The organism is Xanthobacter sp. 126 (assembly GCF_000526175.1).
GTDB lineage: Bacteria > Pseudomonadota > Alphaproteobacteria > Rhizobiales > Xanthobacteraceae > Xanthobacter > Xanthobacter aminoxidans.
Window position 1 is genome coordinate 1,393,853 of record NZ_JAFO01000001.1, and the last position, 26,070, is coordinate 1,419,922.

Sequence of the window (26,070 nt, forward strand, 5' to 3'; positions counted from 1 at the left end):
ATCAAGAGGAGGACTCTCTCTGGAGGGCCCTCCTCAAGGCGTCTTGCAAAGATGGCTCCAGTGTGCGTCCTGGTTGGGGTGTCGATATTTTATTGAGGTTGGACAGTTTAATTGATTCTGTTGTTCCTCTATATTTTTGCTTTATTGAATTCTTTATGGCATCCAGAAATATCTTTCCCTTGATAGTGCGCGGGCAATACTCGCCCATTTCCCGCCAGCGGGCGGAAGGCACGCTTCGCTCTGTTGCCGGCAACAGAGAAACGGCTCCCATCAAGGCTAAATTGAAAAGACTCTCGACTCGATCGGCGTCTAATGATTGGAGTGCATCGTGAATTATTTCAGCAGATTCATCGGGAGTTATGTTCATAACTTTCGAAATATGTTCTGGATTGCAGAATGCAGATTCGATATCTGATCCATCCGGTAGCCAAACCGGTATGTCTCCTGAAATATATCCTCTTTTTTGCATCCAACCTTCAATATCTCGGTCAGACATGAAGTCGCGGTCTCGATGCACCAGTACTGAGACGCCTAAAGAGTCGCGGAGTTTGAGCAATGCATCGCCATGTGGCAGGCCCGCCGAGCCAAATGTCGACCAAACCAAGCACTTTCTCTCAATTTCTGGCCATTGCGATAACAATGAATTCATATATGATATATCTTCATCTTCTGTGAATAATATTAATTCTTTGTCAAGCGCTCCCCACCCCATTCTCTGTCGAATCATTCTTTCGGATTCGGTTCGCATGGAACCTTTATCCATCCATCGCACCTTGGTTTTTTCGCCGCATGCGCGAATCATGCTTGGCGAGTGAGTGGTTAGAACAAATTGCGTGTCCGGAAATTCAAGTGTAGCTTCTTCGATTGCCTTAATTAGTAATTCTTGCGTGCCCGGATGTAAGTGCGCGTCAGGCTCGTCTATGAGTAGGAGGCGAGGCTTGAACTTAAGAAGGCATGCGAAAATCTGGACAATTTGTAAGAATCCGGTTCCTGCCATTTCAAGTGGGCGTCTCTGCTGTGAAATTGACCTCCCCGGTATGGCCATGTCAGGGGTTAAGAATTGTGCGTCAATATTCACGTCTCTCAGTCGGTCAAATTTCACCCAGAATTCAACGCCTGGGATCACTTTTCCGACCCAACCGGCTAACTCGGTGAGGGGAACGTAGTCCTTCCCTGTGCCGGTGCTTCCGCCTGCAAGTTCGAGAAGTATGTGCCTTAGGACAGATCCTCCCTCGCCCGACGCAGCGCGGCGATGCAATATAGGGGTCGCTAGCAACGTTTCTGTCTCGGCTAACCCCGCTAGGCCGGGAATATAGGCTGTTTGCGGCGTCTCAGCGGTGAGAACCGATGAAAGCGGACCAGAAATAGGTGCTTTCGCGCCGGCATCGTTCCTGGCTGCGCTGATTTGAATGATTGTTTCCTGATCGTTCTGGTCAATAAATCCGACGCAAATCTTGGGCATTTCTTCGCGGTTTTGTAATCTACGTTTGTGTCCAAGCTGTAGAAAATCTCTGCTAGGCGTATAATCCATTTGTTCGAGGCTTGTATTGTTGTTGTGGTCGCGTAGTGTCGCGCATCTCACGGCCCAGTGGATCGCTTTAAGGATCGAGGATTTTCCTGAGCCATTAGCTCCCACCAACACGGTGACGGGGCCGAGGTCTACATCGACTCTTTCGTCGATGCGCATGAAATTTTGCACAAATACGCCCTTTAGCAATAACCCCTCCCGGTCCACTCAGGCTTGCACCGCTCCAGCTTGCCACCTTCTCCCCCATCCGCAAGCCCCTGCGCCCAAATCACCCTCGCGCCCCGGCCGACTGCAACGCAGCGTCAGCGCAGGGGAAGGAGCGCCGGGGCCCAGCGCAATGGCCCGCCGCAGGCGCTTCCGAACCCCACCCACCTCGGGCATTGCCCCGCTGAGCGGGAGCCTTGCGCTGGACCCCGGATCAGCGCTCCACCTTCGGTGTCGCTTGTCCGGGGAACGGCTCCGGCTGCGCCGTCGCTGGGCCGGGAAAGCGCCCCGGCGCAATCCGGTTGAGCCGCCGCGCCGGGCGGGCCAAGATCGCGTGAACGATCCCTGCCGGAGATATCCGTGACTGAACCCGACCTCGACGCCCGCCGCTCGGCGCCTGCGACGCTCAAGAACCGCGGTCCCATCGGCGACCTGCTGCTGCCGCTGCTGCCGCGCGCCGGCACCGTGCTGGAGATCGCCAGCGGCACCGGCGAGCATGTGGTGCATTTCGCCCGCCGCGCGCCGCATCTCATCTTCCAGCCGTCCGATCCCTCGCCCTTCGCCCGCGCCTCCATCGCCGCCTGGACCGAAGCCGAGGGCCTCGCCAACGTGCGCGAGCCCCTCGCCCTCGATGCGGCGGGCGAGGACTGGCCGGTGGGCAGGGTGGATGCCGTCGTGTGCATCAACATGATCCACATCAGCCCGTGGGAGGCGACGGTGGGGCTGATGCGCGGCGCCGGCGCGCGCCTGCCGGCGGACGGCATCCTCTTCACCTACGGCGCCTATGTGCGCGACGGGGTGGAGACGGCGCCGAGCAACGTCGCCTTCGATGCGGACCTCAGGCGTCAGGACCCGCGCTTCGGCCTGCGGCACCTCGCCGAGGTGGCGGGGGAGGCGGCGAAGCACGGCCTCGCTCTGGCTCGGGTGGAGGAAATGCCGGCGAACAACCTGTCGCTGGTGTTCCGGAAGGTCGCGACTGTTTCGCCGCGCGGTGTCCCTGTGCCATAGTCGGCGTCGGCGCTTGCCAGAGGCCGGGCCTGATTCTCCGGCCGACGCCCCCGTCCGGGGCCGCCCGCGCGGCGGCCTTCAAGGGGGCCCTTCAGCGTTCGAGGGACACACTCGCTCGGGGAGAACCATGGCGCGCGTCGTCGATCCGTTCATCAAGCTTTCCTCGCCCCGCATCTTTCTGGTGCGGATGCTGGTGTTCCTGGCCCTGTGCGCGGCGCTGGCGGCGGTGCTGCACCGGCAGATCGTCGCCGCCTTCCTCAACAATCCGGGGCTCAACGGCGTCATCTTCGGCGTGCTCGCCGTGGGCATCATCCTCGCGCTCCGGCAGGTGTCGCGCCTGTTCCCGGAGGTGGACTGGGTGAATTCCTTCCGCCTCGCCGACCCCGGCCTCGCGGTGTCGCGCCCGCCGACGCTGCTGGCGCCCATGGCCGCGCTTCTCGGCGAGCGGCTGGGGCGCATGTCGATCTCCCAGGCCACCATGCGCTCCATCCTCGATTCCATCGGCACGCGCCTCGATGAGAGCCGGGACATGGGGCGCTACCTCACGGGCCTCCTCGTCTTTCTCGGCCTGCTCGGCACCTTCTGGGGCCTCTTGGAGACCGTCTCCTCCATCGGCGCGGTCATCGGCGCGCTGCAGGTGGGGCCGGACGTGGGCTCCATCTTCGAGGACATGAAGAGCGGCCTCGCCGCCCCCCTCGGCGGCATGGGCACGGCCTTCTCCTCCTCGCTGTTCGGCCTCTCCGGCTCGCTGGTGCTGGGCTTCCTCGATTTGCAGGCGGGGCAGGCGCAGAACCGCTTCTATACGGACCTCGAGGACTGGCTCTCCACCACCGTGCGCGATCTCGACGACGGCCCGCGCGACCGCGCGCTCGCCGCCGATCGCGAGGCCGCCCCCCGCGTGCCCGCCGCCCCCGCTCCGGCACAGGTTGCCGCCGCCGCGCCGCTGGCGCTGCCCCCGCCGGTGCTGGACCTCGATCCTTTGGTCTCGGCCATGGGGCGGCTGGAGAAGACCATGACGGAGGCGGGCTCCCAGCGCGTTACCACGGCGCTGGCGCAGCTTGCCGAGAGCCTGCAGGGCCTCGTCACCCATATGCGTTCCGAGCAGGCGCTGCTGAAGCAGATGATCGAGCAGCAGCAGGCGCAGCAGGAGCAGATGCGGCGCCTGCTCTCCAAGGTCGAGGACGACGCCGGTCCGCGGCGCAACTGAGCGGAGGCAGAACCCATGGCCCTCGGCCGGCGCGGGCGCGACCGCCCCATCGACTACTGGCCCGGCTTCGTGGACGCCTTGTCCACGCTGCTCCTCGTCTTCACCTTCCTGTTGTCGGTGTTCATCCTCACCCAGTTCTTCCTGACGCAGGAGATGGCGGGCAAGGACGACGTGATGCAACGCCTTCAGGCGCAGATCCGCCAGCTCACCGACCTGCTCTCGCTGGAGCGCGCGAACAGCCAGTCCTCCGAGAGCGAGCTGGCCTCCGTGCGCGCCTCGCTGGAGGCCAGCGAGAGCGAGCGCGACAAGCTGCGCGGTCAGGCCATCGCCGTGCCGGCCCCCTCCGACACCGGCCGCGCCAACGCCTTGTCCCGCGAACTCGATCTCCAGAAGGACGTGGCCGCCCGCGCCGCCGCCCAGATCGAGCTGCTCAACCAGCAGATCGCGGCCCTGCGCCGGCAGATGGCGGCGCTGGAGGAGGCGCTCAACATCTCCGAGAAGCGCGACGCCGAGAGCCAGTCCAAGATCACCGATCTCGGGCGCCGCCTCAACGTGGCGCTGGCCCAGCGGGTGCAGGAACTGACCCGCTTCCGCTCCGAATTCTTCGGCCGCCTGCGCGACATCCTCGGCAACCGGCCGGACATCCGCGTGGTGGGCGACCGCTTCGTGTTCCAGTCGGAAGTGTTCTTCGATCCCGGCTCGGCGGTGATGAAGCCGGAGGCCATCGCCTCCCTCGACAAGCTGGCGGGCGCCATCCTCGACCTCGAAAAGGCCATCCCGCCTGATATCTCCTGGGCGCTGCGCATCGACGGCCACACCGACAACCGGCCCATCTCGAACGCCCAGTTCCCCTCCAACTGGGAGCTTTCGGCGGCGCGCGCCATCGCGGTGGTGCAGTATCTCATCGCCAAGGGGGTGAGCCCCAATCACCTCATTGCCGCCGGCTTCGGCGAATACCAGCCCCTCGACACCGGCACCTCCGACGAGGCCCGCGCCCGCAACCGCCGTATCGAGCTGAAGCTGACGGAGAGGTAGGCCGGCAGCGGGGCGAGGCCCCCGCCGGTCGCTCGATGGGGGAGGGGAGGCGGGTCGGCGCTACTCCACCAGATCGAGAAAGTGCCGCCCCTGGCGGTCCTCGATCTCCAGCACGAAGATGTCCGGGTCGAACTTCAACTCGCGGGCGATCCGGGCGTCGGCGTCGGCCTCTGGGCTGCCGGGGACGACCAGCACCGAGAACTTGCGGTCCGCCGGGAAGGATTCATCGAAGGCGGACTGCGGCGCCGGGCCGTAGAGCGCGGCGGTGCCGTCGAGGTGGGCCACCTTGACGAAGATGGCGCCGGCCTCTTCCGCGCCCTTGCGCACCAGGGTCGCATAGCACCCCTCCACCTGGCAGCGGCGGATGAGGGCGGAGACGAAGATCGCGCTCTTGAGGCGCATTCAGGTCAAAGCCATCAGTTCAGCGCCATGCCGGAGACGGAGCCCAGCTCGCGCACCAGCTTGTCGGTGATCTCGCCGTCGGCGGTCAGGTTGCGGTCGCGCTGGAAGCGCACGATGGCGGCGCGCGTCTCGCCGCCGGGCCGGCCGTCCACCTTGATGGGGCCGTAGCCGAGCTTGGACAGCGCCTTCTGCACCGAGAGGATGCGCGGCGAGGCGCCCACATCCACCGGCGGACGCACGGCGCCGGTAATGTCCCCCGACGAGACGAGGCCCGCGGGCGGGCGGCTGGGCGGCGGCTCGCCGCGGGCATCCGCGGTGCGCGCGCCGGTCGCCGGCACGAGGGGGGCCGCGGTGCCTGTCACCGAGGTGCGGATGGAGAGATAGCCGAGCGAGCCGGTGGTGGCGCCGCCCGCGGGTGTCGACGTCGTCGCGGTTCCGGTGCCCGTGGCGGTGAGCGGCACGGTGGTGTGGTTGACCTTTCCGGCCCCGGCCGGTCGGGCCATGGGCAGCGGCGCGCTGGGCGGCGAGGTCTGAAGGACAAGCACGTTGGCGAGGAAGGCGGCGCTGCCGGCCAGCGCCACCAGCGCCGCCATCACGTCCATGCGGCGCAGCCGGCGCGCCTGCCGTGCGGTCTCCTCAGCCTTGGCGGCCTCGGCAAGTTCCGGGGGCGCTGCGTTTGCGGTGGCCGTTTCCAGCTTCATGCCGTCCTCTTTGCCCGTGTGTCTTCGGTCCGCGCCGGAAACGGCGCCACGACCCCTTGTCCCTGTCCGTACCCTGGGGCCTCGATCGCGGCCGCGACCGGCAGGCTCACCGACACGCTCGTCCCCCGGCCGAGCGCGCTTTCCACCCGCACATCGCCGTCGTGCAGCTTCACGAGGCCCTTCACCACGGCGATGCCGAGGCCCGAGCCCCGCGCCTTCTGGATGCAGTCACCGGCCTGGAAGAAGGGCTCGCCGAGGCGCGCCACATCCTCCGGCCGCATGCCGGGGCCGGTGTCGCGGACGCGGATGATGAGTTCGTCGCCCTGCATCCTCACGCCCACCTGCACCCGCCCGCCGGCGGGGGTGAACTTCACTGCATTGGAGAGCAAGTTGAGCACGATCTGGCGCAGCGCGCGCTTGTCCGCATCGAGCAGCGGCAGGCGCGCCGGTACCTTGGTCTTCACGCTCACGCCGGTACGCTCGGCATCGAGCGCCACCATCTCGGCGCAGCCGGCGACGAGGGCGCCCACGTCCACCGCCTCGCGTTCCAGCACATAGGCGCCGGCCTCGACCCGCGACAGATCGAGGATGTCGTTGACGAGGCCGAGCAGGTGCTGGCCGCTTTCATGGATGATGCGGGCGTAGTCGGCCTTGCGCGCATCGTCCAGCGGCGCGCCGGTCGGCGTGGCCAGCAGCTCGGAGAAGCCGAGGATGGCGTTGAGTGGCGTGCGCAGCTCGTGGCTCATGGCAGCGAGGAAGCGGCTCTTGGCGGCGTTCGCAGCTTCTGCCTCGGCGCGGGCGCGGGCGGCGGCGTCGGCCTTCTGGCGCTCGGCCTTCATCTGCTCGGTCTGGGCCTGCTGCCACGGCGCTCGCCAGGAGACGCGCACCATGCCGCCCCGCATGGCCCGGCACCGGACCTCGGCGGTGAGGAAGGCCGGCGCGCCGTCGCCGGCCGCGTCGCAGCGCAGGCGCAGCTCCAGCGTGGCGGCACGGCCGCGCGAGGCCGCTTCCACGGCGGAAAGAAAGGCGGGGCGGTCGGCCACCAGAACCCGCTCGAACAGGGCCATGCCCTCCAGCGCCGACGCGGGAGAAGTGGCGAAGGGGCCGCCCTGGCGCTCCACCCGCACCACCTCGCCGCGCGGGCCGTGGCAGGTGACGAGCAGCATGTCGGAGGGCGGCGCGGCGCTCGCCTTGGTCGCGGCGCGGGCGAGGCCGCCGGCCACCGCCGCGAGGGCCGCGCAGACGAAACCGCTGGCGAGAAGGGGCGTGGCGTTGAGGAGGCCACCGGTGGCGAGGCCCGAAACTTCCGCGAGCAGCACCAGACCGCCGGAGCCGAGGCCGAGCAGGCCGAGGCCGCTCAGCACCGCGCCGGTCAGGCGGCCGAGGCCGGCAAGGCGCGGCAACGCTTCCCGGTCCCCGCCGTCGCGGGTCGGGAGAGGTCGCGCACCGGCCGCTGCATCGCCGAAGACGTGAGCCACGTCGCCCCCTGTCAAGTGCCGTTGTTCGCCAGCGCGTGTCGCCGCCCTGGCATGACGTTTCGCAAAACCTTGCCACGGTGGGCTTTAAGCGAACGCTAAGCCGCCGCCGATCGCGCGCTGTCAGCGTTAACGATGTCTTGAAAAGTCGGGGCATGGTCGGCGCGCGTCGGCCCACGGGCGGGCGCGTCGGTGGTAGTGTCGAAGGGCGCGAATTCAGTTTCGCCACCGTTTCAAGAGGGAGCGATGTTCTTCCTGTTCCGCCTCGCCTTCTGGGTCGGCCTCGTGCTGCTCCTCCTCCCCTTCGGCCTCAAGGGCTCGGATGGACGGGACGTGAGCGTGTTCGATGCCTTCGGCGCCGCCCAGGCGCTGGTGGCGGACCTGCGCGGCTTCTGCGGTCGCCAGCCCCAGGCCTGCGCGGTGGGCGGGCAGATGGCCGGGCACTTGGTGGAGAAGGCTCAGGTCGGCGCGCGCTGGGTCTATGAGTCCATCGGCCATCACGAAGGCGCGCCGCCGGCCCCCGTGCAAGGTGCGGCCCCCGCCCAGCCGGGCAGGAGTTCGGCGGAAAGGGGCAGCGCTCTCGACCTCACGCCGCAGGACCTGATGCCTTTGTGGGGCGGTGGTGACGCGGCCAAGATGGTGGTGCCGCAGGGCTTCCAGCCCGTTGCCGGGCAGCCGGCGCAGACCATGACCCCCACCCCTTTGCCGCCGCTGCCGCCTCGCCGCCCGGCCTGAGGTTGATGGCGCGGCGGCTTGCGTCGCGCCGATTTGGTACCATGTTCGGGATGTGGATTAGGCAGGCATTGCTTGCCGGCTGTGCTATGCTGCAGCGCAAGGACAGGCGGCCCTGCCCTTTTTCCCGGCCGTCATCTGGTGACGAGGAATTGGCCTCATGAACGCTGACGATCTGATTGCGGATTTTGAATTTCTCGACAATTGGGAAGACCGCTACCGGCACGTGATCGAGCTCGGCAAGAAGCTGCCGCCCTTTCCCGAGGCCGAGCGCAACGACACCAACAAGGTGCAGGGTTGCGCGAGCCAGGTTTGGCTCATCTCCCACGTAAAAGAGACCCCCGCCGGCCCGCTGCTGGAGTTTGAGGGGGATTCCGACGCCCACATCGTGCGCGGCCTCGTGGCGGTGCTGCTCCAACTGGTCTCCGGGCGCACGCCCAAGGAGATCATGGAGACCGACATCCTCGGCGTGTTCCGCCAGATCGGGCTTGAGGGCCATCTGACGCCGCAGCGCTCCAACGGGCTGAGGTCCATGGTGGAGCGCATCCGCGGCCATGCCCGCAATGCGATGGCTGCGGCCTGATGCTGCCGGCCGGCCTCCGGGCCGGCCCAGCTCCCGCCGTCCGCTAGGTTTCGCCAACCCTTATCAGGGCACCGCGCGCACGCTGATGCTGGCCTCGGCGAGGCGCTGGCAGAGCCGGCGCTGTCCGGCGATGGGCCACCAGTCGTAGAGGAAGATTTCCATCGGCCGCCAGAGCGCCACCCAGCCGAGTATCAGCAGGCCCTCGGCAGCGAGGCTGGCGAGGTTTTCGAGCCGCGGCTCGGCGATGAGCCCGGCAATGCCCAGGCACAGCGCCAGCACGAGGATGCCGATGGCGAGCGAGACGCGCCCGACCCGGAACAGCTCCGACAGCTCGGCCGAGAGCGCGCGCGCCCTCAGGGTGAAATAGCCGCGGATGGCGTCGGGCAGGCCCGCCGCCTCGCTGGTCAGCGCCTCGTCGGGCGGCAGGTGGACGACGATGGAGATCGGCGCGCCGCGCGGCAGCTCGCGCGCCCAGTCGACGATAAAGGCTTCCGCCTCTACGTCGAGGTCGCGTTCCCGGAAGGGGAACGGGTCCAGCATGTTGAAGAGCTGCGGGACCCGCTCGACGCGAATCTCGATTGTGGAGCCTGCGGAACAAGGCCCGGCGACCGGGGTCACGGCGGGAGGTTCGGGGCGTCGCGCCTCAGCGATGGGTGCGGCGGGCGCGCACGCGCACCGGTACCATCTGCCTCTGCTTGGCGGCGAGCTGCGCGAGCGCAACCGCGGCAAGACCAGCGAGGACGAGGGCGGAACCGGCAACGAGGGACAACATCAGATCCTCCACCACCACGCAGGCGCTCGTATTTTCCGCACATTTCCGAAGGGAGGGTGCGACCGATGCGCCGGCGAACAATGCAATCTTAACCGGGTTCGCGCGCTTCGCCACCCGTTCAGATCAAGAAATGTTCCGTTTTGGCGCAATCGGAAGACCTGTCACGGCGATTTGAGAGGCTCAGAGCGGCGAGAGGTAGGGCAGGGGGCCCGGGGTGAACTCCCGCCGCACCCGGTCGAGCCGCTCCACCGCGCGGCCGAATGACCCGCGCAGGTGGTCGCGCAGGGCGTCTGCCGCACCCTCCACGTCCGCCGCCGCGAGGCGCTCGGCGACATCGAGATGTTCGGCGATGAAGGGCTCGCGGCCATGGGGCTGGGGTGCGCGCACATAGAGGAAGGTGAGGGCGACCAGCAGCGTCTGGCAGGTGGCCAGCGCCTCCATCAGCGTGGCATTGCCGCAGCGGCCGAGCAGACCGACGTGCAACTCGGTCTCCAGCGCGCCGAGGCGGGCGCCGTCCACCGCGTCGGGGTGGGCGGCGGCATCGCGCAGGTTTGCCAGCAGCGTCGCCACCTGTTCGGGGGCGAGGCGTGGAAAGGCAAGCCGCAGCGCCGCCGGCTCCAGAATGGCGCGCATCTCGAACAGCTCGGCCACATAGGCGGGCGTCAGCGCCGGGGCATACCAGTGCAGGCGGGCGTCCTTGCGCACCACGCCGCGCTGGTTGAGGCGTGAGAGCACTTCGCGGGCGACTGTGCGGCTCACGCCGTAATAGGCGGCGAGATGGTTCTCCACCACGCGGAAGGCCCCGAGCGCGGTGCGCGAGACCACCTCCTGCTCCACGTCCGCATAGATGCGCTGCCAGGTCGATTCGGGGGCCAGCTGGATCGGCGCCGCGCCGCTCACATCGACGGAGCGGACGGCGGGCGCCGGCCCGGCGAGGGGCATGACCTCGAAGCCGTGGCCCTCGCTGCGGCGGACCAGCCCCACCCGTTCCAGCCGCGCCAGCGCCTGCCGCGCCGGTGCGCGGGAGATGCCGAATCGCTCGGCGATGCGGGATTCGAGCAGGCGCTCGCCGGGCGCGAGCGCGCCGGAGGCGATCTGCGAGGCGAGGATGTCGAAGGCGCGTTCATGCAGACGCGGAGCGATGCCGGCCACCGGGCGTGGTCGCCGCTCGCCTGAGGGCAACGCCTTGCCCGCAGACGCCGTGGGGGCCTCACTCGTCACGTCCCGTCCGCTCACGCTCCGCGTCCATCGTTCCAGCCGCACCCGTCGCGGCCCGGCGGCAAGGTGCCCCACGCTGGTGCAAATGCCAAGTTGTCCAAAGGGTTGCCTGCCTGTTTGCCGGCTGACCGGATGCCGCACCGTTGGCCGTGTGAAAGGGAGTTTACACCATCATCGTCCATTGCATACAAAGGACGTTCGCTGAGCCGCCCCAGCGCCGCCTCAAGGATTGCCCCATGTCCGCGCCCACTGCCGCGCCCGCTTCCGCCCGCTCCTCCGCCCTCGAACGGCACCGGGAGGACGCGCTGTTCGCCTTCTGCAGCGCGGCCCTTGCGGCGGCGGGGGCGGATGCGGCCAGCGCCGAGGCGGCGGCCCGTGCCATGCTGCACGGCTCGCGCTTCGGGGTGGACAGCCACGGCGTGCGGCTGCTGGACCATTATGTGGCGGTGATCACGGGCGGCCGGGTGAACGGCCATCCGACGCTCGACTTCCGCGCCGGTGCCGCGGCGGTGGCGACGCTCGATGCCAACCACGGCCACGGGGCCCGTGCCGCCTACGCGGCCATGGACAGGGCGGTGGAGAATGCCGCCCTCTACGGCATCGGCGCCGTGGCCATCCGCAACTCGTCCCACTTCGGCGCGGCGGGGGCCTATGCGCTGGCGGCGGCGGAGAAGGGCTTCATCGGCCTCGCCTTCTGCAATTCGGACAGCTTTGTCCGCCTGCACGGTGGGGCGGAGCGCTTCCACGGCACCAATCCCATCGCCATGGGTGTGCCGGTGAAGGGGGAGGCGCCGTGGTTCCTCGACATGGCCACCAGCGCCGTGCCCTACAATCGGGTGCTGCTCTACCGCAGCCTCGGCCAATCCCTGCCGCCGGAGGTCGCCTCCGATGGCGACGGCTTCGACACCATCGATCCGCACAATGTGGAAATGCTGGCCCCGCTCGGCGCCGCCTTCGGCTTCAAGGGGGCGGCGCTGGCCGGGGTGGTGGAGGTGTTCAGCGCCGTGCTGGCGGGCGCGCGGCTCTCGTTCGACATCCCGCCCATGGGCGGGCCCGACTTCGGCACCCCGCGCAATGTCGGTGCCTTCGTGATGGCGATGAAGCCGGGCGCCTTCCTGCCGGAGGAAGAGTTCGGCGCCGCCATGCAGCGCTATCGCCACACGCTGCGCAATTCACGTCCCGCGCCGGGGGATATGGTGATGGCGCCGGGCGATCGCGAATGGAAGGTGGCGGACGAGCGCCGCCGCGACGGCATCCCCATCGACCCCGCCACTGCCGAGGCCTTCGACCGCCTCGCCGCGCGATTCGGCCTGGCCCGGCCGAAAGCCGTTTAGCCTCAGGCCTTTCAGCCGAAGATGACCGCCGCGGCGATGATGCCGTAGGCGGTGAGGAAGAGCAGGCTGTCCCGCAGGACCTGTCCGCGAACCGCTGTCATGATGAGCCTCGTGGATTTCACATTCGACTATTTCGCCGAATTTAATATCTAATGTGAATCCACGTCAAAAACATTATTGTAATGTGAATTATATGCGCATGGAAACCCGGCGCGGCCGCCGCGATTCCTGGAACATGGGGGGACTGTGGCGCCGGTCAGGCGATCCGGAGCGCTTCCAGGGCGGCCCGCATCTCGTCGGACAGGGGCGCGGCGCGGCGTTCGGTGAGATCGAAGAGGACGATCACCGTCTCGGCCGTGGCCATGCACTGGCCTTCCTGGAAGATGGCCTGCCTGAGGCCCACGGAACTGCGGCCGACGGAGATGACGCCCGTGCCGATATCCGCCTCGCCCGGCCAGTGCATCTCCGCCCGGTAGTCGAGCACGAGCCGGACCAGCGCGAAGCCCATGCCCTGGGGGGCCAGACGGCGCGGCGTCAGCAGCAGGTGGGTTCGCCCCGTCTCCAGGAAGGTGGAGAACACCGCATTGTTGACGTGCCCGAGCATGTCGGTGTCGCCATACCGGATGGTGTCGCGCGCCTTCACCGGGAAATCGTCGAGGACGGGGAGGGGGGCCTTTTCGGCCATCAGCCGGCCTTCCCCAGCGCCCGCCAGCCGATGTCGGAGCGGAAGAATCCGTCCGGCCAGTCGATGCGGGCGACGGCGGCATAGGCGCGTTCGCGGGCCTCAGCCAGCGTCGCTCCGGTGGCGGTGACGTTCAGCACCCGCCCACCGTTGGAGACGAGCGTGCCGCCCTTCATCCGCGTGCCGGCCTGAAACACGGTGACGCCCTCCAGCGCCGAGGCCTCGCCGAGGCCGCCGATGGGCGAGCCGATCTGGTGCGGGCCGGGATAGCCGCGCGAGGCATAGACCACCGTCATGGCCGCGACGGGGGACCACAGGGGCGTCACCTCGGCGAGGCGGCCGGCGGCGGTGGCGTGGAGCACTTCCACCAGATCCCCGGCGAAGCGCGGCATCAGCACCTGGCACTCGGGATCGCCGAAGCGGCAATTGTATTCCACCAGCTTGGGGCCGTCGGCGGTGAGCATGAGCCCGGCATAGAGCACGCCGCGATAGGGCGTTCCGGCCTTGACCATGGCGCGGGCGGTGGGGACGAGGATTTCTTCGAGAGCGCGGCGCTCCAGCTCTTCCGTCAGCACCGGAGCGGGGGAATAGGCGCCCATGCCGCCGGTGTTGGGGCCGAGGTCGCCGTCATAGGCGCGCTTGTGGTCCTGGGCGCTGCCGAAGGCGACGACGGTCTCGCCGTCCACGAGGGCGAACAGGCTCGCCTCCTCGCCCTCCATGAATTCCTCGATGAGCACCTCGGTGCCGCCACCGGCGAACACCTGCTCCACCGCGTCCACCGCCTCCTCGACGGTGAGGGCGACGACCACGCCCTTGCCGGCCATCAGCCCGTCCGCCTTCACCACGATGGGCGCGCTCTGCGCGCGGATGTAGGCGGCGGCCTCGGCGGTGGAGGTGAAGCGGCCGAAGGCGGCGGTGGGAATGTCGTTCGCCTTGCACAATTCCTTGGTGAAGAGCTTGGAGCCCTCCAGCCGGGCGGCCGCCGCGGTGGGACCGAAGGCGAGGATGCCGGCGGCGGCGAGGCGATCCACAAGGCCGGCCACCAACGGCGCCTCGGGGCCGACCACCACCAGGTCGATGGTGTGCTCCTGACACCATTTCACGATGGTGTCGTGGGCGGACAGCGGGATGCCTTCCACCACGTCCGCGAACTCGGCGATGCCCGGATTGCCGGGCAAGGCGTAGAACTGACCGATGGTTGGGCTCTGCGCCAGCTTCCAGGCGAGGGCGTGCTCACGCCCTCCCGAACCGAGCAGCAGGATGTTCATGCGGCCTCCCCCGAGTTTCCGACGGATCTTGGTTTTCTGTTCTCTTCGCCTATCGGCTCAAGGCCGCGCAAACAAGGGGCAGGGCTCTGCGCTCGCCGCATGGGGCACCTTCCCGTTATGCTGGTACACCACCCGTCCGGGTTCCGATTCGCATGACCGATGATGCCGAAGTCAGGGCCAATGCGCCCGAATGGAGCGTTTCCGAGCTGTCCGCCGCCCTGCGCCGGACGGTGGAGGACGCCTACGGCCACGTTCGGGTGCGGGGCGAAATTTCCGGCTACCGCGGCCCTCATTCCTCCGGTCACGCCTATTTTTCGCTGAAGGATGCCGGCGCGCGGCTGGATGCGGTGATCTGGAAGGGCACCTTCCAGCGCCTGCGCCTCAAGCCCGAGGAGGGGCTGGAGGTGGTGGCGACCGGCAAGCTCACCACCTATCCGGGAAAATCCGGGTACCAGATTGTCATTGAGTCGCTGGAGTTCGCGGGCGCCGGCGCCATCATGGCCATGCTGGACGAGCGCAAGCGCCGCCTCGCCGCCGAAGGCCTGTTCGATCCCGCCCGCAAGCAGGAGCTGCCGTTCCTGCCCAGGGTGATCGGCGTCGTCACCTCGCCCACCGGGGCGGTAATCCGCGACATTCTCCACCGGCTCAACGACAGATTCCCCCGTCGGGTGCTGGTGTGGCCGGTGCGGGTGCAGGGCGAGACCTCGGCGGCCGAGGTGGCCGCCGCCATCCGCGGCTTCAACGATCTGCCCGAGGGCGGGCCGATTCCCCGGCCGGACGTGATCGTGGTGGCGCGCGGCGGTGGTGCTCTGGAGGATCTGCTCGGCTTTTCCGACGAGGCGGTGGTGCGGGCGGCGGCGGAAAGCATGATCCCGCTGGTCTCGGCCGTGGGCCACGAGACCGACGTGACCCTCATTGATTTCGCCGCCGACGTGCGCGCCCCCACCCCCACGGCCGCGGCCGAAATGGTGGTGCCGGTGCGCACCGACCTGATCGCCACGGTGGAAGATCTCGGCGCCCGCCTCATCGCCGCACCCTTGCGCCTCCTCGACCGGCGCCGTGCCGACCTGCGCGGCCTCGCCCGGCTCCTCCCGGCGGCGGAAACCCTGCTGGCCCAGCCGCGCCAGCGCCTCGACCTTGCCGCCGAGCGGCTGCCGCGCGCCTTGCGGGCCAACGCTTCCGCCCACCGGCTGCAACTGGCGGCGGTGCAGGCGCGCCTCTCGCCGGAGGCGCTGCGCACACGGCTGGCGCGGGCGGGTGAACGGCTCGACGTGCTGGACGGGCGCATGCGCCGGGCGCTGGAGGTGCAGAAGGAGCGCCGCACGGCGCGCCTCGCTTCGCTCTCTCAGCTTCTCAAGGCACTCTCTTACAAAGAGGTGCTGGGTCGGGGGTTCGCGCTGGTGCGGGATGCCGGCGGCCATGCCGTGCGGCGGGCGGCGGACATCGCGGACGGCGCGGCCCTGAGCCTGGAATTCGCCGATGGCCGGGTCGCCGTGCACGCCGGGGAGGGGACTCCGACATTGGATACGCCCCCTCGGCCGGCGCCGCGCCCCGCCGGCCGCAAGCCGAAGAAGGTAGAAGGGCCGACACTTTTCGACCCCTGATCGTGCGCCCCTTTCGCTTTGCGGCGCAAAGGGCTATCCTCCCGGCAAACCAGTTTTCGGGACGCTCCCCAGGTGATGAACAGATTCGAACGCTTCCCCGAGCCCCATGGCGAGGCGGAAGTGCGCTACCTCGATGGTGAATTCCGCATCCTGCGGCCCGGCAGCTTCGTGCGCTGCGCCGTGACCGGGCAGACCATCCCGCTCGACGAACTGCGCTACTGGAGCGTCGATCTTCAGGAAGCCTATGCCAGCCCCGAGGCAGTGCTCACCCGCGTGCGCGAGCAGCCCCGGCAGGGGTGAGGGCTTCTGCCTTTTCCGTATCTCACGCGCTGTCGTCCTCCGGCTTGACCGGAGGACCCATGGTGCCATCTGCCCCAGCTTACGGCAGCTTCCACAAGCGGAAGCATGGGCCCTCCGGTCAAGCCGGAGGGCGACGGTATGCGCTGCGAGAAGTCTCACCCCTGCGGCTGAAGCGTTTCCAGGAAGCGGATGGGCTGGCCGTTCGACGGCCCCGTCAGCTCGCCTTCCCACATCACCTTGCGGCCGCGCACGAAGGTGCCCACGGGCCAGCCGGTGACGTCCTTGCCGTCATAGGGCGTCCACTGGGCGCGCGAGGCGATCCAGCTGTTGGTGATGGTGGCGCGGCGCTTCAGGTCCACCACGGTGAAGTCGGCGTCGTAGCCCACCACGATGCGCCCCTTGCCGGCGATGCCGAACAGGCGCGCCGGGCCGGCGCTGGTGAGGTCGATGAAGCGCTCCAGCGTCAGGCGCCCGGCGGCCACGTGATCCAGCATCAGCGGCACCAGCGTCTGCACGCCGGTCATGCCCGAGGGGCTTTCGGGATAGGGCTTGCTCTTTTCTTCCAGCGTGTGCGGCGCGTGGTCGGAGCCGAGCACGTCCACCACCCCGTTGGCGATGGCCGCCCACAGCCCGTCGCGATGGCGCGCCCCGCGCACCGGCGGGTTCATCTGGGCCAGCGTCCCGAGGCGCTCGTAGCATTCCGGGGCGGCCATGGTGAGGTGATGGGGTGTCACCTCCACCGAGGCGACGTCGCGCGCGTCGGCGAGGAAATCCATCTCCTCGGCCGAGGTCACGTGCAGCACATGCACCCGCGCGCCCGTCTCGCGGGCGAGGTTCACCAGCCGCCGGGTGGCGGTGAGCGCCGCGATCTCGTCGCGCCACACCGGGTGGGAGGAGGCATCGCCCGGCACGCGCAGGCCCTTGCGCTCCTGCAGGCGCGGCTCATCTTCGCAATGGAAGGCGGCGCGGCGGCGGATGACCTTCAGGATGTTGCGCACCCCGTCGTCGTCCGGCACCAGCAGCGAGCCGGTGGACGAGCCGATGAACACCTTGATGCCGGCCGCGCCGGGTAGGCGCTCCAGCTCCGGCAGGTCCTTCACATTGTCGTGGGTGCCGCCCACATAGAAGGCAAAGTCGCAATGCATGCGGGCCGTCGCCCGCGCGATCTTGTCTTCCAGCGCGGAGGGGTTGGTGGTCTGGGGAATGGTGTTCGGCATCTCGAACACGCCGGTCACGCCGCCCATGACGGCGGCGCGGGAGCCGGTCTCCAGGTCTTCCTTCTGCTCCAGCCCCGGCTCGCGGAAATGTACCTGCGTGTCGATGACGCCGGGGAGGATGGTCAGGCCGGTGGAGTCCACCACCTCGCCCGCGCTCGCGGCGGAGAGATTGCCGATGGCGCGGATACGCCCGCCCGTGACGCCGATGTCTTGAACGGCAATGCCGGCTGGGGTCGCGACCGCGCCGCCCTTGAGCAGCAGATCGAAAGTCACGGGCATGGGACGGGCTCGCTCTTGATGGGGACAGGCTGGCGGCCTTAAATCTGTTTTTTATTTTGCTGACAAGGACGGCCCCCATGCCGCTCATTCATTTGACCGATCGTACCCTCATTCGTGCCGATGGCCCCGATGCGGTGAAGCTCCTGCATTCCGTCATCACCTGCAACGTGAAGACCATGGCGCCGGGAGACGCCCGCTATGGCGGCCTGCTCACCCCGCAGGGCAAGATCATCTCCGATTTCCTGTTCTACGGCCTCGCCGAGGAGAACTTCCTGTTCGACGTCCCCGCGGAGCGGGCGGAGGATCTCCTCAAGCGGCTGATCTTCCATCGCCTTCGGGCCAAGGTGACGTTCGAGGTGGCGGCCGACCTCGCGGTTGTGGCTGTCTTCGGCGATCACGGCGCCCTGCCGGAAGGCCGGCTCTTCACCGATCCGCGCTATCCCGGCCTCGGCCAGCGGCTGGTGCTGGAGAAGGCCGTCGCGGACGGGCTTTCGAGCGATCTTGCCGCGTATGAGGCGCACCGCATCGCCCTCGGCATCCCAAAAGGCGGCGCCGATTTCACCTATGGCGACACCTTCCCCCACGAGGCCGACATGGACCAGCTCGGCGGCGTGGACTTCAAGAAGGGCTGCTATGTCGGGCAGGAGGTGGTGAGCCGGATGGAGCACCGCTCCACCCCGCGCAATCGGCTGGTGGAGGTGATCTTTCCCACCCCGCTCGCGGTCGGGCAGGAGATCGTGGCGGGCGACAAGAGCGTCGGCCAGCTCACCTCCGTCACCGACGGGCGGGGCATCGCCACCGTCCGCCTCGACCGCGCCACCGATGCCCGCGCCGAGGGCGTGCCGCTGACGGCCGGGGCGGTGGAGGTGGAACTGCGCAAGCCCGAATGGGCGACCTTCCCGCTGGACTGGGAAAAGAAGGTCAGCGCGCTGGACGCCAAATTCAAAGCCACCTGAGGAGCCCAAGAGAATGGACGATGCCGCGCCGAAACCCGTGCGCCAGCCCTTGATCGCGCATGCGGACGGCCATGCCCGCTGCTTCTGGTGCGGCACCGATCCCTTCTACATGGCCTATCACGACGATGAATGGGGCGTGCCCGAGCGCGACAGCCGCACCCTGTTCGAGAAGCTGCTGCTGGATGGATTCCAGGCCGGCCTGTCGTGGATCACCATCCTGCGCAAGCGGGAGAATTTCCGCCGCGCCTTCGACTGCTTCGAGCCGGAGATCATCGCCCGCTACGACGCGGCCAAGGTGGAGGCGCTGATGCAGGATGCCGGCATCGTGCGCAACCGGGCGAAGGTGGAGGGCGCGGTGCTCTCCGCCCGCGGCTATCTCGATCTGCGCGACAAGGGGATCGCGTTCAGCGATTTCATGTGGGATGCGGTGGACGGCGAGACGAAGGTGAACCGCCCCCGTCGCATCGCCGACGTGCCCGCCGAGACGGCCGAATCGAAGGCCCTGTCCAAGCGGCTCAAGGCGGCGGGCTTCAAGTTCGTCGGTCCCACCATCGTCTATGCCGCCATGCAGGCGTGCGGCCTCGTGGACGACCATCTGGAAGGCTGCCACTGCACCAAAGCGTGACGCTTGACGGGCGGGCCGCGCGGAACCGGGGACAGGGTGGCACATTTCGCCCTGCGCCCCTTTCATCGGCGGACGGCGGCGCCTATATTCACCGGGCCGGCGCAAGTCGGCTATGGCGATAAATCGGTGTTGGAATAAGCCTTTCGGACCCGGGGGCGGTACCCGGCGCCTCCACCAAAGCCCGTTTTTCCCTTGGGAAAGGCGGGTTCCGGCGGGGGCGAAATAGGATCGACGAGGGTGTAAAGAGCATTCTTTCGCTCGGCATTGTACCGCCGTTATCGGGCTAAACTTATAGTTGCCAACGACAACTATGCTCCGGTTGCTCTGGCCGCGTGAGCGGTTTGACGATCGAAATCAAAGTCCTACCGGGTAGCACTGGATAGGCGGGGTTCGGAGGCACCTGGCAACAGAAGCCTCCACTTCCCTCCCGACCGGCCGAAGGGGGGAAGCGCGCTCCTTCGTTCGTCCTTTCGGCCGCGGCGCCACCTGTTCACGGTGCCGCCCGGAAGGTCTCCGGAGCCTGGCTCGTCATCAGGCCGGAGGGACTTAAGCGGGCTCATGACGGTCGATCACATCCGCTACGATCTTCTCGCACAGGAGGCCCTGCGCTCCGTGGTGCGCCGTGTGCTCACGGACGTGGCCAAGACCGGCCTGCCGGGCGACCACCATTTCTTCATCTCCTTCGACACCCGCGCCCCCGGCGTCCGGCTTTCCCAGCGCATGCTGGAGAAATATCCGGAGGAGATGACCATCGTGCTCCAGCACCAGTTCTGGGACCTGATCGTCACCGAGACCTCGTTCGAGGTCGGCCTCTCCTTCGGCGGCATTCCCGAGCGCCTGCTGGTGCCCTTCACCGCTCTCAAGGGCTTCTTCGACCCGGCCGTGAAGTTCGGCCTCCAGTTCGAGACCCTCACCGCCGATGCGGACGGGGAAGAGACGGACGACGCCCCGCTGGAGACGCCCGTCTCGGCCAATGGCGCGGCCTCCAATGCGCCGACCCCGCTCAAGCCCGCGCCCGGCGCCGCCTCCGAACCGGCGCTGGCCAGTGCGGCGTCCACCGCCGAGGGGGCGGAAAAGCCCGCCGGCGGTGCGCAGGTGGTGCAGCTCGACGTCTTCCGCAACAAGAAGTAGCCGGCCGGACGCCGCCGGTGACCGCCGAGACCGATGTGGTCGTGATCGGGGCTGGCGCCGCCGGCCTTGCCGCCGGAGCGCGGCTGAGGGCGGCGGGTGTTCCCTTCGAGATCATTGAGGCCGCCCCCGTCGCCGGCGGTCGGGCGGCAACCGACACCACCACCCTCGGCGTGCCCTTCGACCTCGGCTGCCACTGGCTGCACGACGCGCGGGACAATCCCTTCACCGCCCTCGCCGATGCCCACGGCTTCCGTGTCGGCCGCAGCGCCGTGCCGCGCAGGCGCCTCCTCCTCGGCGAGCGCTTCTCCACTGACGCGGAAAAGGACGCCGCCGATGCGGAGGTGGATGCCGTCTTCGACGCCATTCACGCCGCCGGCCGGGCCGGCCGCGACGTCTCCGCCGCCGCGGTGATCGCGGAGCGGGGTGCCGGGCGCTATGGCGTCCTCGCCCGGCACTGGCTGGAGCTGATGTCGGCCGCCGGGCCGGCGGACATCTCCGCCGTGGATTTCGCGCTCTATCGCGATACGGACGACAACTGGCCGGTGCTCGACGGCTATGGCGCGCTGGTGCTGGCGGTGGCGGGCGATCTGAAGGTGACGCTCGGCTGTCCGGTGCGGCGCATCGATCGCAGGGGTCGGCGTCTCTCCATCGAGACGGAGCGGGGCGCCATCGCCTGCCGCGCGGTGGTGGTCACGGTGTCCACGGCGGTGATCGCCGCCGGCCGGCTCGCCTTCGATCCCGCCTTGCCGCCTGACGTCGCGGAGGCGTTCGCCGCTTTGCCGCTCGGCTTCGCGGAGAAAGTGGCGCTGCTGTTCGACCAGGACGTGTTCGGCGTGCCCGTGCGCACCGGCCTCGATGCGGTGGACCCGGCCCATCCCGGGCGAGCCGGCGCCTCGGTCATGCTGCGGCCGGGTGGCGCGCCGGCGGCCCTCGTCCATGTGGCCGGGCCGGAAGCGCAGGCGATGGCGGGCGAGGGGCCGGATGCGCTGGCCGATTTCGCCGTCGGCGTGCTGGCGTCCGCCTTCGGGGAGGATGTGCGGCGCCATGTGGTGCGTCGCCTGACAACCGACTGGGCCGGAATGCCCTTCATCGGCGGCGCCTATTCCTGCGCGCTGCCGGGCAAGGCCCATCTGCGCGCGAAGCTTCACGAGGCGTTCGATCCGCGCGTCGTTTTCGCCGGGGAGGCTTTGGGCGGCCCGGCCTTCTCCACCTGCCACGGCGCGCACATTTCCGGGATCGCCGCCGCCGAGACCGCCCTCGCACAATTGGAGCATGCCGCATGAGCGCGACCCGCCATCCCCTCGCGCTGGTGGTCGCGGTGTCCCGGAACGGCGTCATCGGCGTCGGCGGCGGCCTGCCGTGGCGCCTGCCGTCGGACCTGAAGCGCTTTCGCGCCATCACCTGGGGCAAGCCGCTGCTGATGGGACGGCGCACCTTCTCATCCATCGGCAAGCCGCTGCCGGGGCGGACATCCGTGGTGGTGAGCACCGATCCGGCCTTTGCGCCGCCCGAGGGCGTGCTGAAAGGGGCCTCGCTGGCGGAAGGGCTCACGCTGGCGGACGATGCGGCGGACGCCATGGGCGCCGACGCCATCATGGTCATTGGCGGCGAACGGCTTTTTCGCGAGACGTTGCCCATCGCCCGCTGGCTGCACCTCACCGAGGTGGATGCTGCCCCCGAGGGCGACGTGCTCTTCCCCGCCTTTGAGCGCAGCCAATGGCGGGAGACCGGCCGCGAGGGGCCGATCCGCGGCGAGAAGGACGAAGCCGCCTTTACCTATGTGACGCTCGAACGGGTCTGATCGGCCCGCTCAGCGCGCGCCCACCAGACCGGGCGGGCGCGGCAGGTCGCCGAACCCGGAGGTGGGGGGCAACTGGCCGTCCGTGGGCGCCGGCACGCTGAAGCGCGGCGGGGGCGGCGGCTCGACCCGGTCGGTGCGGCGCGGCGCGGGGGGCTGCGTCTGGCGCACCACAGGCTGATGGCGAGGCTCGCCCGTGGGCTCGGGCGTGGCGTGGCTTTCCAGCTGGCGCTCGGGTTCGGCGCGGGCCGGCGCGGCCTGATGGGTCTGGCGGGACTGGACCTCGCCCGGCGTCGCGGTGCCGGCGGTGCCGGAGGCGGTGGGCACGCCGAAGCCGGACGCGGGCACATCCCGTCGCTCGATCTCCTGATTGCGATCCACCGCACGGGGCACCGGCACAGGAGCCGGCTGGGGCGCGGGCGGAGCTATGGCCACAGGGGCTGGCGCGGGCGCCGGAGCAGGGGCTGCCGGGACAGCAGGCGTCGCTGCCGCCGGAGGGATGACGGCAGGTTTCGCCGCAGGCGTCACCGGGGTGACCACAGCTGGGGCAGGGGCGGGAACGACCGGAGCAGGAAAAACCGGCGCCGGGGTCACGGACACAGGCGCGACGGGCGCGGGGGTCGCTGGAGCGGTGGCCGGCTCGGGGGCCGGCGTGCCGCCGCGCTGGCGGTCCTCCAGACGGCGGGTCTCGCGCTCGATGGCCCGCATGGCGATGACGCTGGTCGCGGCCGCCGCGCTCACCCGCCGCTCGGGCGAAGCCACCGGCCCGCGCCAGGAGATGGCGCCGCCGGGCACGCCGCCGGCACTCTCGGCGCCTTCAAGGTCCATGCCCGCATCGAGGACCAGCCGCGACAGGTCGAGGCTGCCGGAGAGGCCGACGCGCACATTGTCCGCCGTGGTGCGGGCGGGGGAAAGGCGGGCGACGCCGTTCACCACGCCCAGCGTCGATTCCACGAAGGCGAGCTTGAGCGGCCCCTTGGCCAGCGCGCGATCCAGCATCTGCGCGGTGCGGCGCTCATCAGGCGGCGGCGAGAGGGGGGCGGCCTCGGCCAGAACCGCGTCGAGGGCGGCGGGGCTGGCATTCTCGATCACGAGGTCGCGCACGCCGAGGGTGCCCTGCCCGGAAAGGCTCTGCACGATGGTCTGCACGCTGCGGCCCGAGCCGCCGAGATCGAGCAGCAGGTTCACCCGTCCCTTGGGCGGGGTGCGGGCGCCGGTCGGGGCGATGAGGGCGCTTGCGTCCACCTGCTCCAGCACGAGGCGGCCGTCGGTCTGGAGGAGGTCGTTCTGCCGCTTCAGCCGGAGCGAGGCGACGACCCGCCCGCCGCCGAGGCTGCCGGAGAGGTCGCGCAGGTCGAAATCCGTACCGTCGCTGACGAGCACGACGCGGCCCTTGTCCAGCGCATAGGGGCCGAGCGCGGCGATACGTCCGGCGGACAGCTCCAGATTGAGGCCGATACCGCCCGCCGAGGCGGGGGCGAGCCGGGCGGTGTTCCACAGACCGGCCGGTCCGCTCTCCGCCGCGGCACGGGCGGCGAACATGCCAAGGATGCGCGGAACAGACAGGGTATCGAAGGCCAGCTTGCCGGAGAGGCGCGGCACCGCGCCGGGCTCGAACTCCACGCTGCCGGAGACGGGCGCCGCCGCCAGCGAGCCGGTCAGCTCGCCCAGACGCCACGCGCCGGCCCGGCGGGAAAGGGTGAAGGCGAGGGCGGTGGGCACCGGGCCTTCCACGGCGGCGGAGGCCTGCGGCAGCAGCCGGCCGAGGTCGGCGCCATCGAGGCGCATGGCGAGGTTCGGCTCGATGCTGCCGCCGGACAGGCGGGCCGTGCCCTGCGCCTGCGCCGTGAGGTCGGCGACCGTGATGCGGCCGCGCACCTGCGCCTCGTCCTGCGTCAGCGGATCGACGGAGAGTTCCACACGGGCCGGCCCGAGCCTTTGTCCGAGCCCGTCTACGCCGAGGGCGGCGAGCGCGCGGCCTCCATCCGTCGCGTCTGCCTTCAGGGCGATGCGCAGCGGCACGCCGGCGGTGGTGCGGGCGAAGGCGACGTCGCCGGAGATCTGCCCGAGGGTGCCGGCGATGGTGACATTGCGCCCGCCGGCCTCGGCCCAGACGACGGTGCTGTTGAGTTTCACCGGGGAGGCGATGGGCAGGAGGTTGCCGATGACCTGCGCCGTTTCCTCACCAGCCAGAAGCCGCGCCACGGGAACGAGCCCGTCGGCCCTGGCGCCGGAGGCGGTGATGTTGAATTCGCCGCGCGGGGTGGTGGAGAAATTCTCCATGCGCCCGGCGCCCTCGACGCGCAGACCGGCGAAATCGTCCATCACCATGCGGGCGAGGCGCCAGTTGCCGCCGGTGGCGGAGCCTTCGAGGTTCAGGCCGCGCAGCGGCAGGCCGGACAGGGTGAGGTTGCGCCCGTCGATGGCCACCTGCCCGTCCGCGCCCCCACCCACGGCGGCGGAGGCGGTCTGCACGGCGGCGATCAGCGGGTCGAGGTCGAAGCCGTCCAGCGACAGGCGCAGGTCGAGCTTGGGCGGCGCGTTGTCCGGCAGCGCGGCCGAGGCCGAGCCGCGCACCCGGCTGGCGGCGAAGGTGGCGTCCAGCATGTCCACCGCGATGCGCGACGGACCGGCGGTGACGCGGCCGGAGATGCGTACCGGCCCCTTCGCTGCCGCCACATAGTCGCGCGGCGCGGTGGGCGCGGCCCAGCGCAGGAAAACGGCTGGGTCATCGGCGGCGAAGGAGACGTTGCCGTCGAAGCCACCGCCGCCATTGGCGCGGGTCGGCATGCCGGAGAGGCGGAGCGAGGCCTTGCCGGGGAGCTGCGCCTCGGCGCTGTCCACCCGCCAGCCGGCGGCGGAGCCGGAGATGTCGGCCCGCACATCGCGCACCATGGTGCCGCCGAGCACCAGCTGCTCCACGGAAAGACCGATGCGCGAGGCGATGTCCGGCGCGGGCAGGGCCGCGACGCCGCCGAGGAAGCGGGCAAGCGAGGCGGCTGGGCTGCCGCTGCCGGCGTCGGCGTCCTTGGTGCCGGTGGCGGCGCGCACGGCGTCGATGTCGAGGCTGCGGGCATTCAGCACCGCATCGAGGCCGATGGCGCGGCCGAGGGCGAGGCGCGCGGAGCCGGTGAGCTGCGCCGGGGTGGCCGAGCCACCCAGCGCGAGGTCGAGGCTTTCCGCCAGCACCGCTTCCGGGCTCGCCTTCAGCGTGCCGGAGAGCTGCCACGCCTCCGCCCCGTCACCGGCATGGCGGGAAAGAGTGGCGCGGCCGTCGAAACGCGGCTTGGCGCCGGCCACGTTGAGGCTGCCGTCGAGATCGAGGGCAAACGGGCGCGTGCGCCCGTCCAGCACGATGCGCAGCTTGCCGGCGCCGTCATCGCCGATCTTGCCGAGGGTGGAGCGCACGGCGAACCGCGCCGCGCCGGCCTGCACCTCTCCATCCAGCCGGAACGGGCCGGAGAGGGAGCGCGCCTCACCCTTGAGGTCCACATCGTCGATGCTGACGCGATGGTCCGAGGCGCGGTCGAGCAGATCGAGGCTGCCGTCCTCCACCTCCAGCCGGGCGATGGAGAGTTCCGCCGCCCGTCCGCTGCCCGTGGGCATGGCGACGCGGCCGGCGCTGTCCAGCACCACGCGGATCTGCGGCTTGCGCAGGGTGACGCCGGTGGCCTGGATGTCGCCGCGCATCAGGGCACCGAGGGAAAGCTCGGCGGTCAGTTCCTTCACCGTGCCGCCGGTGGACACCACGTCGCCGAGGGTCACGTCGCGCAGCACGATGCGGGGGGCGGGCAGGATCTCGGCGTCGATGGAGCCGCGGATGACCACGGGCAGGCCCAGCGTGCGGCCCATCTCGGTCTCGAACGTGCCGCGCCACTGGTTCCAGTCCACCACGAACGGCGCGGCGAAGGCCGCGCTGATGGCGAGGACTATGGCCGAGGCGAGGCTGATGAGAATGCCCTGCACACGCGTCTCCCGATGAGGCCCCGATCATAAAGGGCCGCTTAACCC

Annotated in this window: 24 protein-coding genes and 1 other RNA gene; 14 read left to right on the plus strand and 11 right to left on the minus strand. The window is 69.3% G+C overall.

The genetic code is table 11. From position 1 onward, the window contains the following. Nucleotide 1 precedes the first annotated feature (1 nt). The gene (locus XAN126_RS27595) at nucleotides 2–1,735 is read right to left on the minus strand and encodes an AAA family ATPase (RefSeq protein WP_081762544.1); all 1,734 of its coding nucleotides are present in this window, start codon (nucleotides 1,733–1,735) and stop codon (nucleotides 2–4) included. A 357-nt stretch (nucleotides 1,736–2,092) separates the two neighbouring features. Here XAN126_RS27595 and XAN126_RS0106520 point away from each other — a divergent pair, with 357 nt between their 5' ends. The 3 genes from XAN126_RS0106520 to XAN126_RS0106530 all read left to right on the plus strand — a co-directional run bounded on the left by XAN126_RS0106520 (nucleotide 2,093) and on the right by XAN126_RS0106530 (nucleotide 4,982). Continuing rightward, nucleotides 2,093–2,740 carry a DUF938 domain-containing protein gene (locus XAN126_RS0106520; protein WP_348550904.1) on the plus strand — a complete coding sequence of 216 codons (648 nt, stop codon included), beginning with the start codon at nucleotides 2,093–2,095 and terminating at the stop codon, nucleotides 2,738–2,740. A 127-nt stretch (nucleotides 2,741–2,867) separates the two neighbouring features. Beyond that, on the plus strand, nucleotides 2,868–3,947 hold the full coding sequence (locus XAN126_RS0106525) for a hypothetical protein (protein WP_024277792.1): 1,080 nt from the start codon (nucleotides 2,868–2,870) through the stop codon (nucleotides 3,945–3,947). A gap of 15 nt (nucleotides 3,948–3,962) precedes the next feature. Beyond that, complete coding sequence (locus tag XAN126_RS0106530; protein WP_024277793.1) at nucleotides 3,963–4,982, plus strand: peptidoglycan -binding protein; 1,020 nt, start codon at nucleotides 3,963–3,965, stop codon at nucleotides 4,980–4,982. A 60-nt stretch (nucleotides 4,983–5,042) separates the two neighbouring features. Here XAN126_RS0106530 and XAN126_RS0106535 read toward each other — a convergent pair whose 3' ends face one another. The 3 genes from XAN126_RS0106535 to XAN126_RS0106545 are packed head-to-tail and all read right to left on the minus strand — an operon-like array spanning nucleotide 5,043 to nucleotide 7,563. Continuing rightward, nucleotides 5,043–5,384, minus strand: a complete 342-nt coding sequence (locus XAN126_RS0106535) for a DUF1491 family protein (RefSeq protein ID WP_024277794.1) — start codon at nucleotides 5,382–5,384, stop codon at nucleotides 5,043–5,045. A 14-nt stretch (nucleotides 5,385–5,398) separates the two neighbouring features. Then, on the minus strand, nucleotides 5,399–6,085 hold the full coding sequence (locus XAN126_RS26895) for a peptidoglycan-binding domain-containing protein (protein WP_024277795.1): 687 nt from the start codon (nucleotides 6,083–6,085) through the stop codon (nucleotides 5,399–5,401). Next, complete coding sequence (locus tag XAN126_RS0106545) at nucleotides 6,082–7,563, minus strand: HAMP domain-containing sensor histidine kinase (protein WP_155982235.1); 1,482 nt, start codon at nucleotides 7,561–7,563, stop codon at nucleotides 6,082–6,084. Before XAN126_RS0106545 ends, XAN126_RS26895 begins: the two co-directional genes overlap by 4 nt. Before the next feature lie 243 nt (nucleotides 7,564–7,806). Between XAN126_RS0106545 and XAN126_RS26900 the strand changes: the two genes are divergently transcribed. Further along, on the plus strand, nucleotides 7,807–8,295 hold the full coding sequence (locus XAN126_RS26900; RefSeq protein ID WP_024277797.1) for a DUF5330 domain-containing protein: 489 nt from the start codon (nucleotides 7,807–7,809) through the stop codon (nucleotides 8,293–8,295). Between the two features lie 157 nt (nucleotides 8,296–8,452). Then, the gene (locus tag XAN126_RS0106555; protein WP_024277798.1) at nucleotides 8,453–8,875 is read left to right on the plus strand and encodes a SufE family protein; all 423 of its coding nucleotides are present in this window, start codon (nucleotides 8,453–8,455) and stop codon (nucleotides 8,873–8,875) included. Between the two features lie 63 nt (nucleotides 8,876–8,938). Here the strand turns inward: XAN126_RS0106555 and XAN126_RS0106560 are convergent, their stop codons facing one another. The 3 genes from XAN126_RS0106560 to XAN126_RS0106570 form a co-directional block, all read right to left on the minus strand. Next, a complete protein-coding gene (locus XAN126_RS0106560) occupies nucleotides 8,939–9,493 on the minus strand; it encodes a hypothetical protein (RefSeq protein ID WP_024277799.1) in 555 nt (184 codons plus the stop codon). 25 nt (nucleotides 9,494–9,518) lie between these two features. Further along, a complete protein-coding gene (locus tag XAN126_RS29250; protein ID WP_280938287.1) occupies nucleotides 9,519–9,647 on the minus strand; it encodes a hypothetical protein in 129 nt (42 codons plus the stop codon). A 180-nt stretch (nucleotides 9,648–9,827) separates the two neighbouring features. Further along, nucleotides 9,828–10,799, minus strand: coding sequence for a GntR family transcriptional regulator (locus tag XAN126_RS0106570; protein WP_024277800.1), 972 nt, complete (start codon nucleotides 10,797–10,799; stop codon nucleotides 9,828–9,830). Between the two features lie 302 nt (nucleotides 10,800–11,101). On the opposite strand from XAN126_RS0106570, the gene XAN126_RS0106575 reads away from it, so the two are divergent. Further along, a complete protein-coding gene (locus tag XAN126_RS0106575; protein WP_024277801.1) occupies nucleotides 11,102–12,199 on the plus strand; it encodes an Ldh family oxidoreductase in 1,098 nt (365 codons plus the stop codon). A 256-nt stretch (nucleotides 12,200–12,455) separates the two neighbouring features. Here XAN126_RS0106575 and XAN126_RS0106585 read toward each other — a convergent pair whose 3' ends face one another. Beyond that, nucleotides 12,456–12,884 (minus strand): thioesterase family protein, encoded by a 429-nt coding sequence (locus tag XAN126_RS0106585; RefSeq protein ID WP_029876816.1) that lies wholly within the window; start codon nucleotides 12,882–12,884, stop codon nucleotides 12,456–12,458. Then, nucleotides 12,884–14,149, minus strand: a complete 1,266-nt coding sequence (purD, locus tag XAN126_RS0106590; RefSeq protein WP_024277802.1) for a phosphoribosylamine--glycine ligase — start codon at nucleotides 14,147–14,149, stop codon at nucleotides 12,884–12,886. Before purD ends, XAN126_RS0106585 begins: the two co-directional genes overlap by 1 nt. 152 nt (nucleotides 14,150–14,301) lie before the next feature. On the opposite strand from purD, the gene xseA reads away from it, so the two are divergent. Together xseA and XAN126_RS0106600 are read left to right on the plus strand one after the other, a co-directional pair. Continuing rightward, entirely contained in the window at nucleotides 14,302–15,753 is a 1,452-nt protein-coding gene (xseA, locus tag XAN126_RS0106595) for an exodeoxyribonuclease VII large subunit (RefSeq protein ID WP_024277803.1), read from the plus strand. A gap of 75 nt (nucleotides 15,754–15,828) precedes the next feature. Beyond that, a complete protein-coding gene (locus tag XAN126_RS0106600) occupies nucleotides 15,829–16,053 on the plus strand; it encodes a DUF2093 domain-containing protein (RefSeq protein WP_024277804.1) in 225 nt (74 codons plus the stop codon). 155 nt (nucleotides 16,054–16,208) lie between these two features. Here XAN126_RS0106600 and XAN126_RS0106605 read toward each other — a convergent pair whose 3' ends face one another. Next, nucleotides 16,209–17,549: a dihydroorotase gene (locus XAN126_RS0106605; protein ID WP_024277805.1), complete on the minus strand. Its 1,341-nt coding sequence runs from the start codon at nucleotides 17,547–17,549 to the stop codon at nucleotides 16,209–16,211. 77 nt (nucleotides 17,550–17,626) lie between these two features. Here XAN126_RS0106605 and XAN126_RS0106610 point away from each other — a divergent pair, with 77 nt between their 5' ends. The 6 genes from XAN126_RS0106610 (at nucleotide 17,627) to XAN126_RS0106630 (ending at nucleotide 22,062) form a co-directional block, all read left to right on the plus strand. After that, a complete protein-coding gene (locus tag XAN126_RS0106610; RefSeq protein ID WP_024277806.1) occupies nucleotides 17,627–18,505 on the plus strand; it encodes a folate-binding protein YgfZ in 879 nt (292 codons plus the stop codon). A 13-nt stretch (nucleotides 18,506–18,518) separates the two neighbouring features. Further along, nucleotides 18,519–19,130, plus strand: coding sequence for a DNA-3-methyladenine glycosylase I (locus XAN126_RS0106615; protein WP_024277807.1), 612 nt, complete (start codon nucleotides 18,519–18,521; stop codon nucleotides 19,128–19,130). A gap of 56 nt (nucleotides 19,131–19,186) precedes the next feature. After that, nucleotides 19,187–19,551, plus strand: a transfer-messenger RNA (tmRNA) gene (gene ssrA, locus XAN126_RS27600). Nucleotides 19,552–19,688: 137 nt separating this feature from the next. Continuing rightward, complete coding sequence (locus tag XAN126_RS0106620) at nucleotides 19,689–20,261, plus strand: SspB family protein (protein WP_024277808.1); 573 nt, start codon at nucleotides 19,689–19,691, stop codon at nucleotides 20,259–20,261. A 17-nt stretch (nucleotides 20,262–20,278) separates the two neighbouring features. Then, nucleotides 20,279–21,544, plus strand: a complete 1,266-nt coding sequence (locus tag XAN126_RS0106625; protein ID WP_024277809.1) for an FAD-dependent oxidoreductase — start codon at nucleotides 20,279–20,281, stop codon at nucleotides 21,542–21,544. Further along, on the plus strand, nucleotides 21,541–22,062 hold the full coding sequence (locus XAN126_RS0106630; RefSeq protein WP_024277810.1) for a dihydrofolate reductase: 522 nt from the start codon (nucleotides 21,541–21,543) through the stop codon (nucleotides 22,060–22,062). The genes XAN126_RS0106625 and XAN126_RS0106630 overlap by 4 nt, the downstream gene beginning before the upstream one ends. A gap of 9 nt (nucleotides 22,063–22,071) precedes the next feature. On the opposite strand, the gene XAN126_RS29255 is transcribed toward XAN126_RS0106630, so the two are convergent. Continuing rightward, entirely contained in the window at nucleotides 22,072–26,025 is a 3,954-nt protein-coding gene (locus tag XAN126_RS29255) for an AsmA-like C-terminal region-containing protein (protein WP_024277811.1), read from the minus strand. Nucleotides 26,026–26,070: the final 45 nt, after the last annotated feature.

Excerpts from the sequence above, each read along its gene's own strand:
- XAN126_RS0106630 (WP_024277810.1), top strand. The coding sequence starts at position 21,541 with ATGAGCGCGACCCGCCATCCCCTCGCGCTGGTGGTCGCGGTGTCCCGG.
- XAN126_RS29250 (WP_280938287.1), bottom strand. The coding sequence starts at position 9,647 with ATGTTGTCCCTCGTTGCCGGTTCCGCCCTCGTCCTCGCTGGTCTTGCC.
- XAN126_RS0106585 (WP_029876816.1), bottom strand. The coding sequence starts at position 12,884 with ATGGCCGAAAAGGCCCCCCTCCCCGTCCTCGACGATTTCCCGGTGAAG.
- XAN126_RS0106575 (WP_024277801.1), top strand. The coding sequence starts at position 11,102 with ATGTCCGCGCCCACTGCCGCGCCCGCTTCCGCCCGCTCCTCCGCCCTC.
- XAN126_RS26895 (WP_024277795.1), bottom strand. The coding sequence starts at position 6,085 with ATGAAGCTGGAAACGGCCACCGCAAACGCAGCGCCCCCGGAACTTGCC.
- XAN126_RS0106605 (WP_024277805.1), bottom strand. The coding sequence starts at position 17,549 with ATGCCCGTGACTTTCGATCTGCTGCTCAAGGGCGGCGCGGTCGCGACC.
- XAN126_RS0106610 (WP_024277806.1), top strand. The coding sequence starts at position 17,627 with ATGCCGCTCATTCATTTGACCGATCGTACCCTCATTCGTGCCGATGGC.
- XAN126_RS0106620 (WP_024277808.1), top strand. The coding sequence starts at position 19,689 with ATGACGGTCGATCACATCCGCTACGATCTTCTCGCACAGGAGGCCCTG.
- XAN126_RS0106530 (WP_024277793.1), top strand. The coding sequence starts at position 3,963 with ATGGCCCTCGGCCGGCGCGGGCGCGACCGCCCCATCGACTACTGGCCC.
- purD (WP_024277802.1), bottom strand. The coding sequence starts at position 14,149 with ATGAACATCCTGCTGCTCGGTTCGGGAGGGCGTGAGCACGCCCTCGCC.
- XAN126_RS26900 (WP_024277797.1), top strand. The coding sequence starts at position 7,807 with ATGTTCTTCCTGTTCCGCCTCGCCTTCTGGGTCGGCCTCGTGCTGCTC.
- XAN126_RS0106525 (WP_024277792.1), top strand. The coding sequence starts at position 2,868 with ATGGCGCGCGTCGTCGATCCGTTCATCAAGCTTTCCTCGCCCCGCATC.
- XAN126_RS0106555 (WP_024277798.1), top strand. The coding sequence starts at position 8,453 with ATGAACGCTGACGATCTGATTGCGGATTTTGAATTTCTCGACAATTGG.
- XAN126_RS0106535 (WP_024277794.1), bottom strand. The coding sequence starts at position 5,384 with ATGCGCCTCAAGAGCGCGATCTTCGTCTCCGCCCTCATCCGCCGCTGC.
- xseA (WP_024277803.1), top strand. The coding sequence starts at position 14,302 with ATGACCGATGATGCCGAAGTCAGGGCCAATGCGCCCGAATGGAGCGTT.
- XAN126_RS0106600 (WP_024277804.1), top strand. The coding sequence starts at position 15,829 with ATGAACAGATTCGAACGCTTCCCCGAGCCCCATGGCGAGGCGGAAGTG.
- XAN126_RS0106615 (WP_024277807.1), top strand. The coding sequence starts at position 18,519 with ATGGACGATGCCGCGCCGAAACCCGTGCGCCAGCCCTTGATCGCGCAT.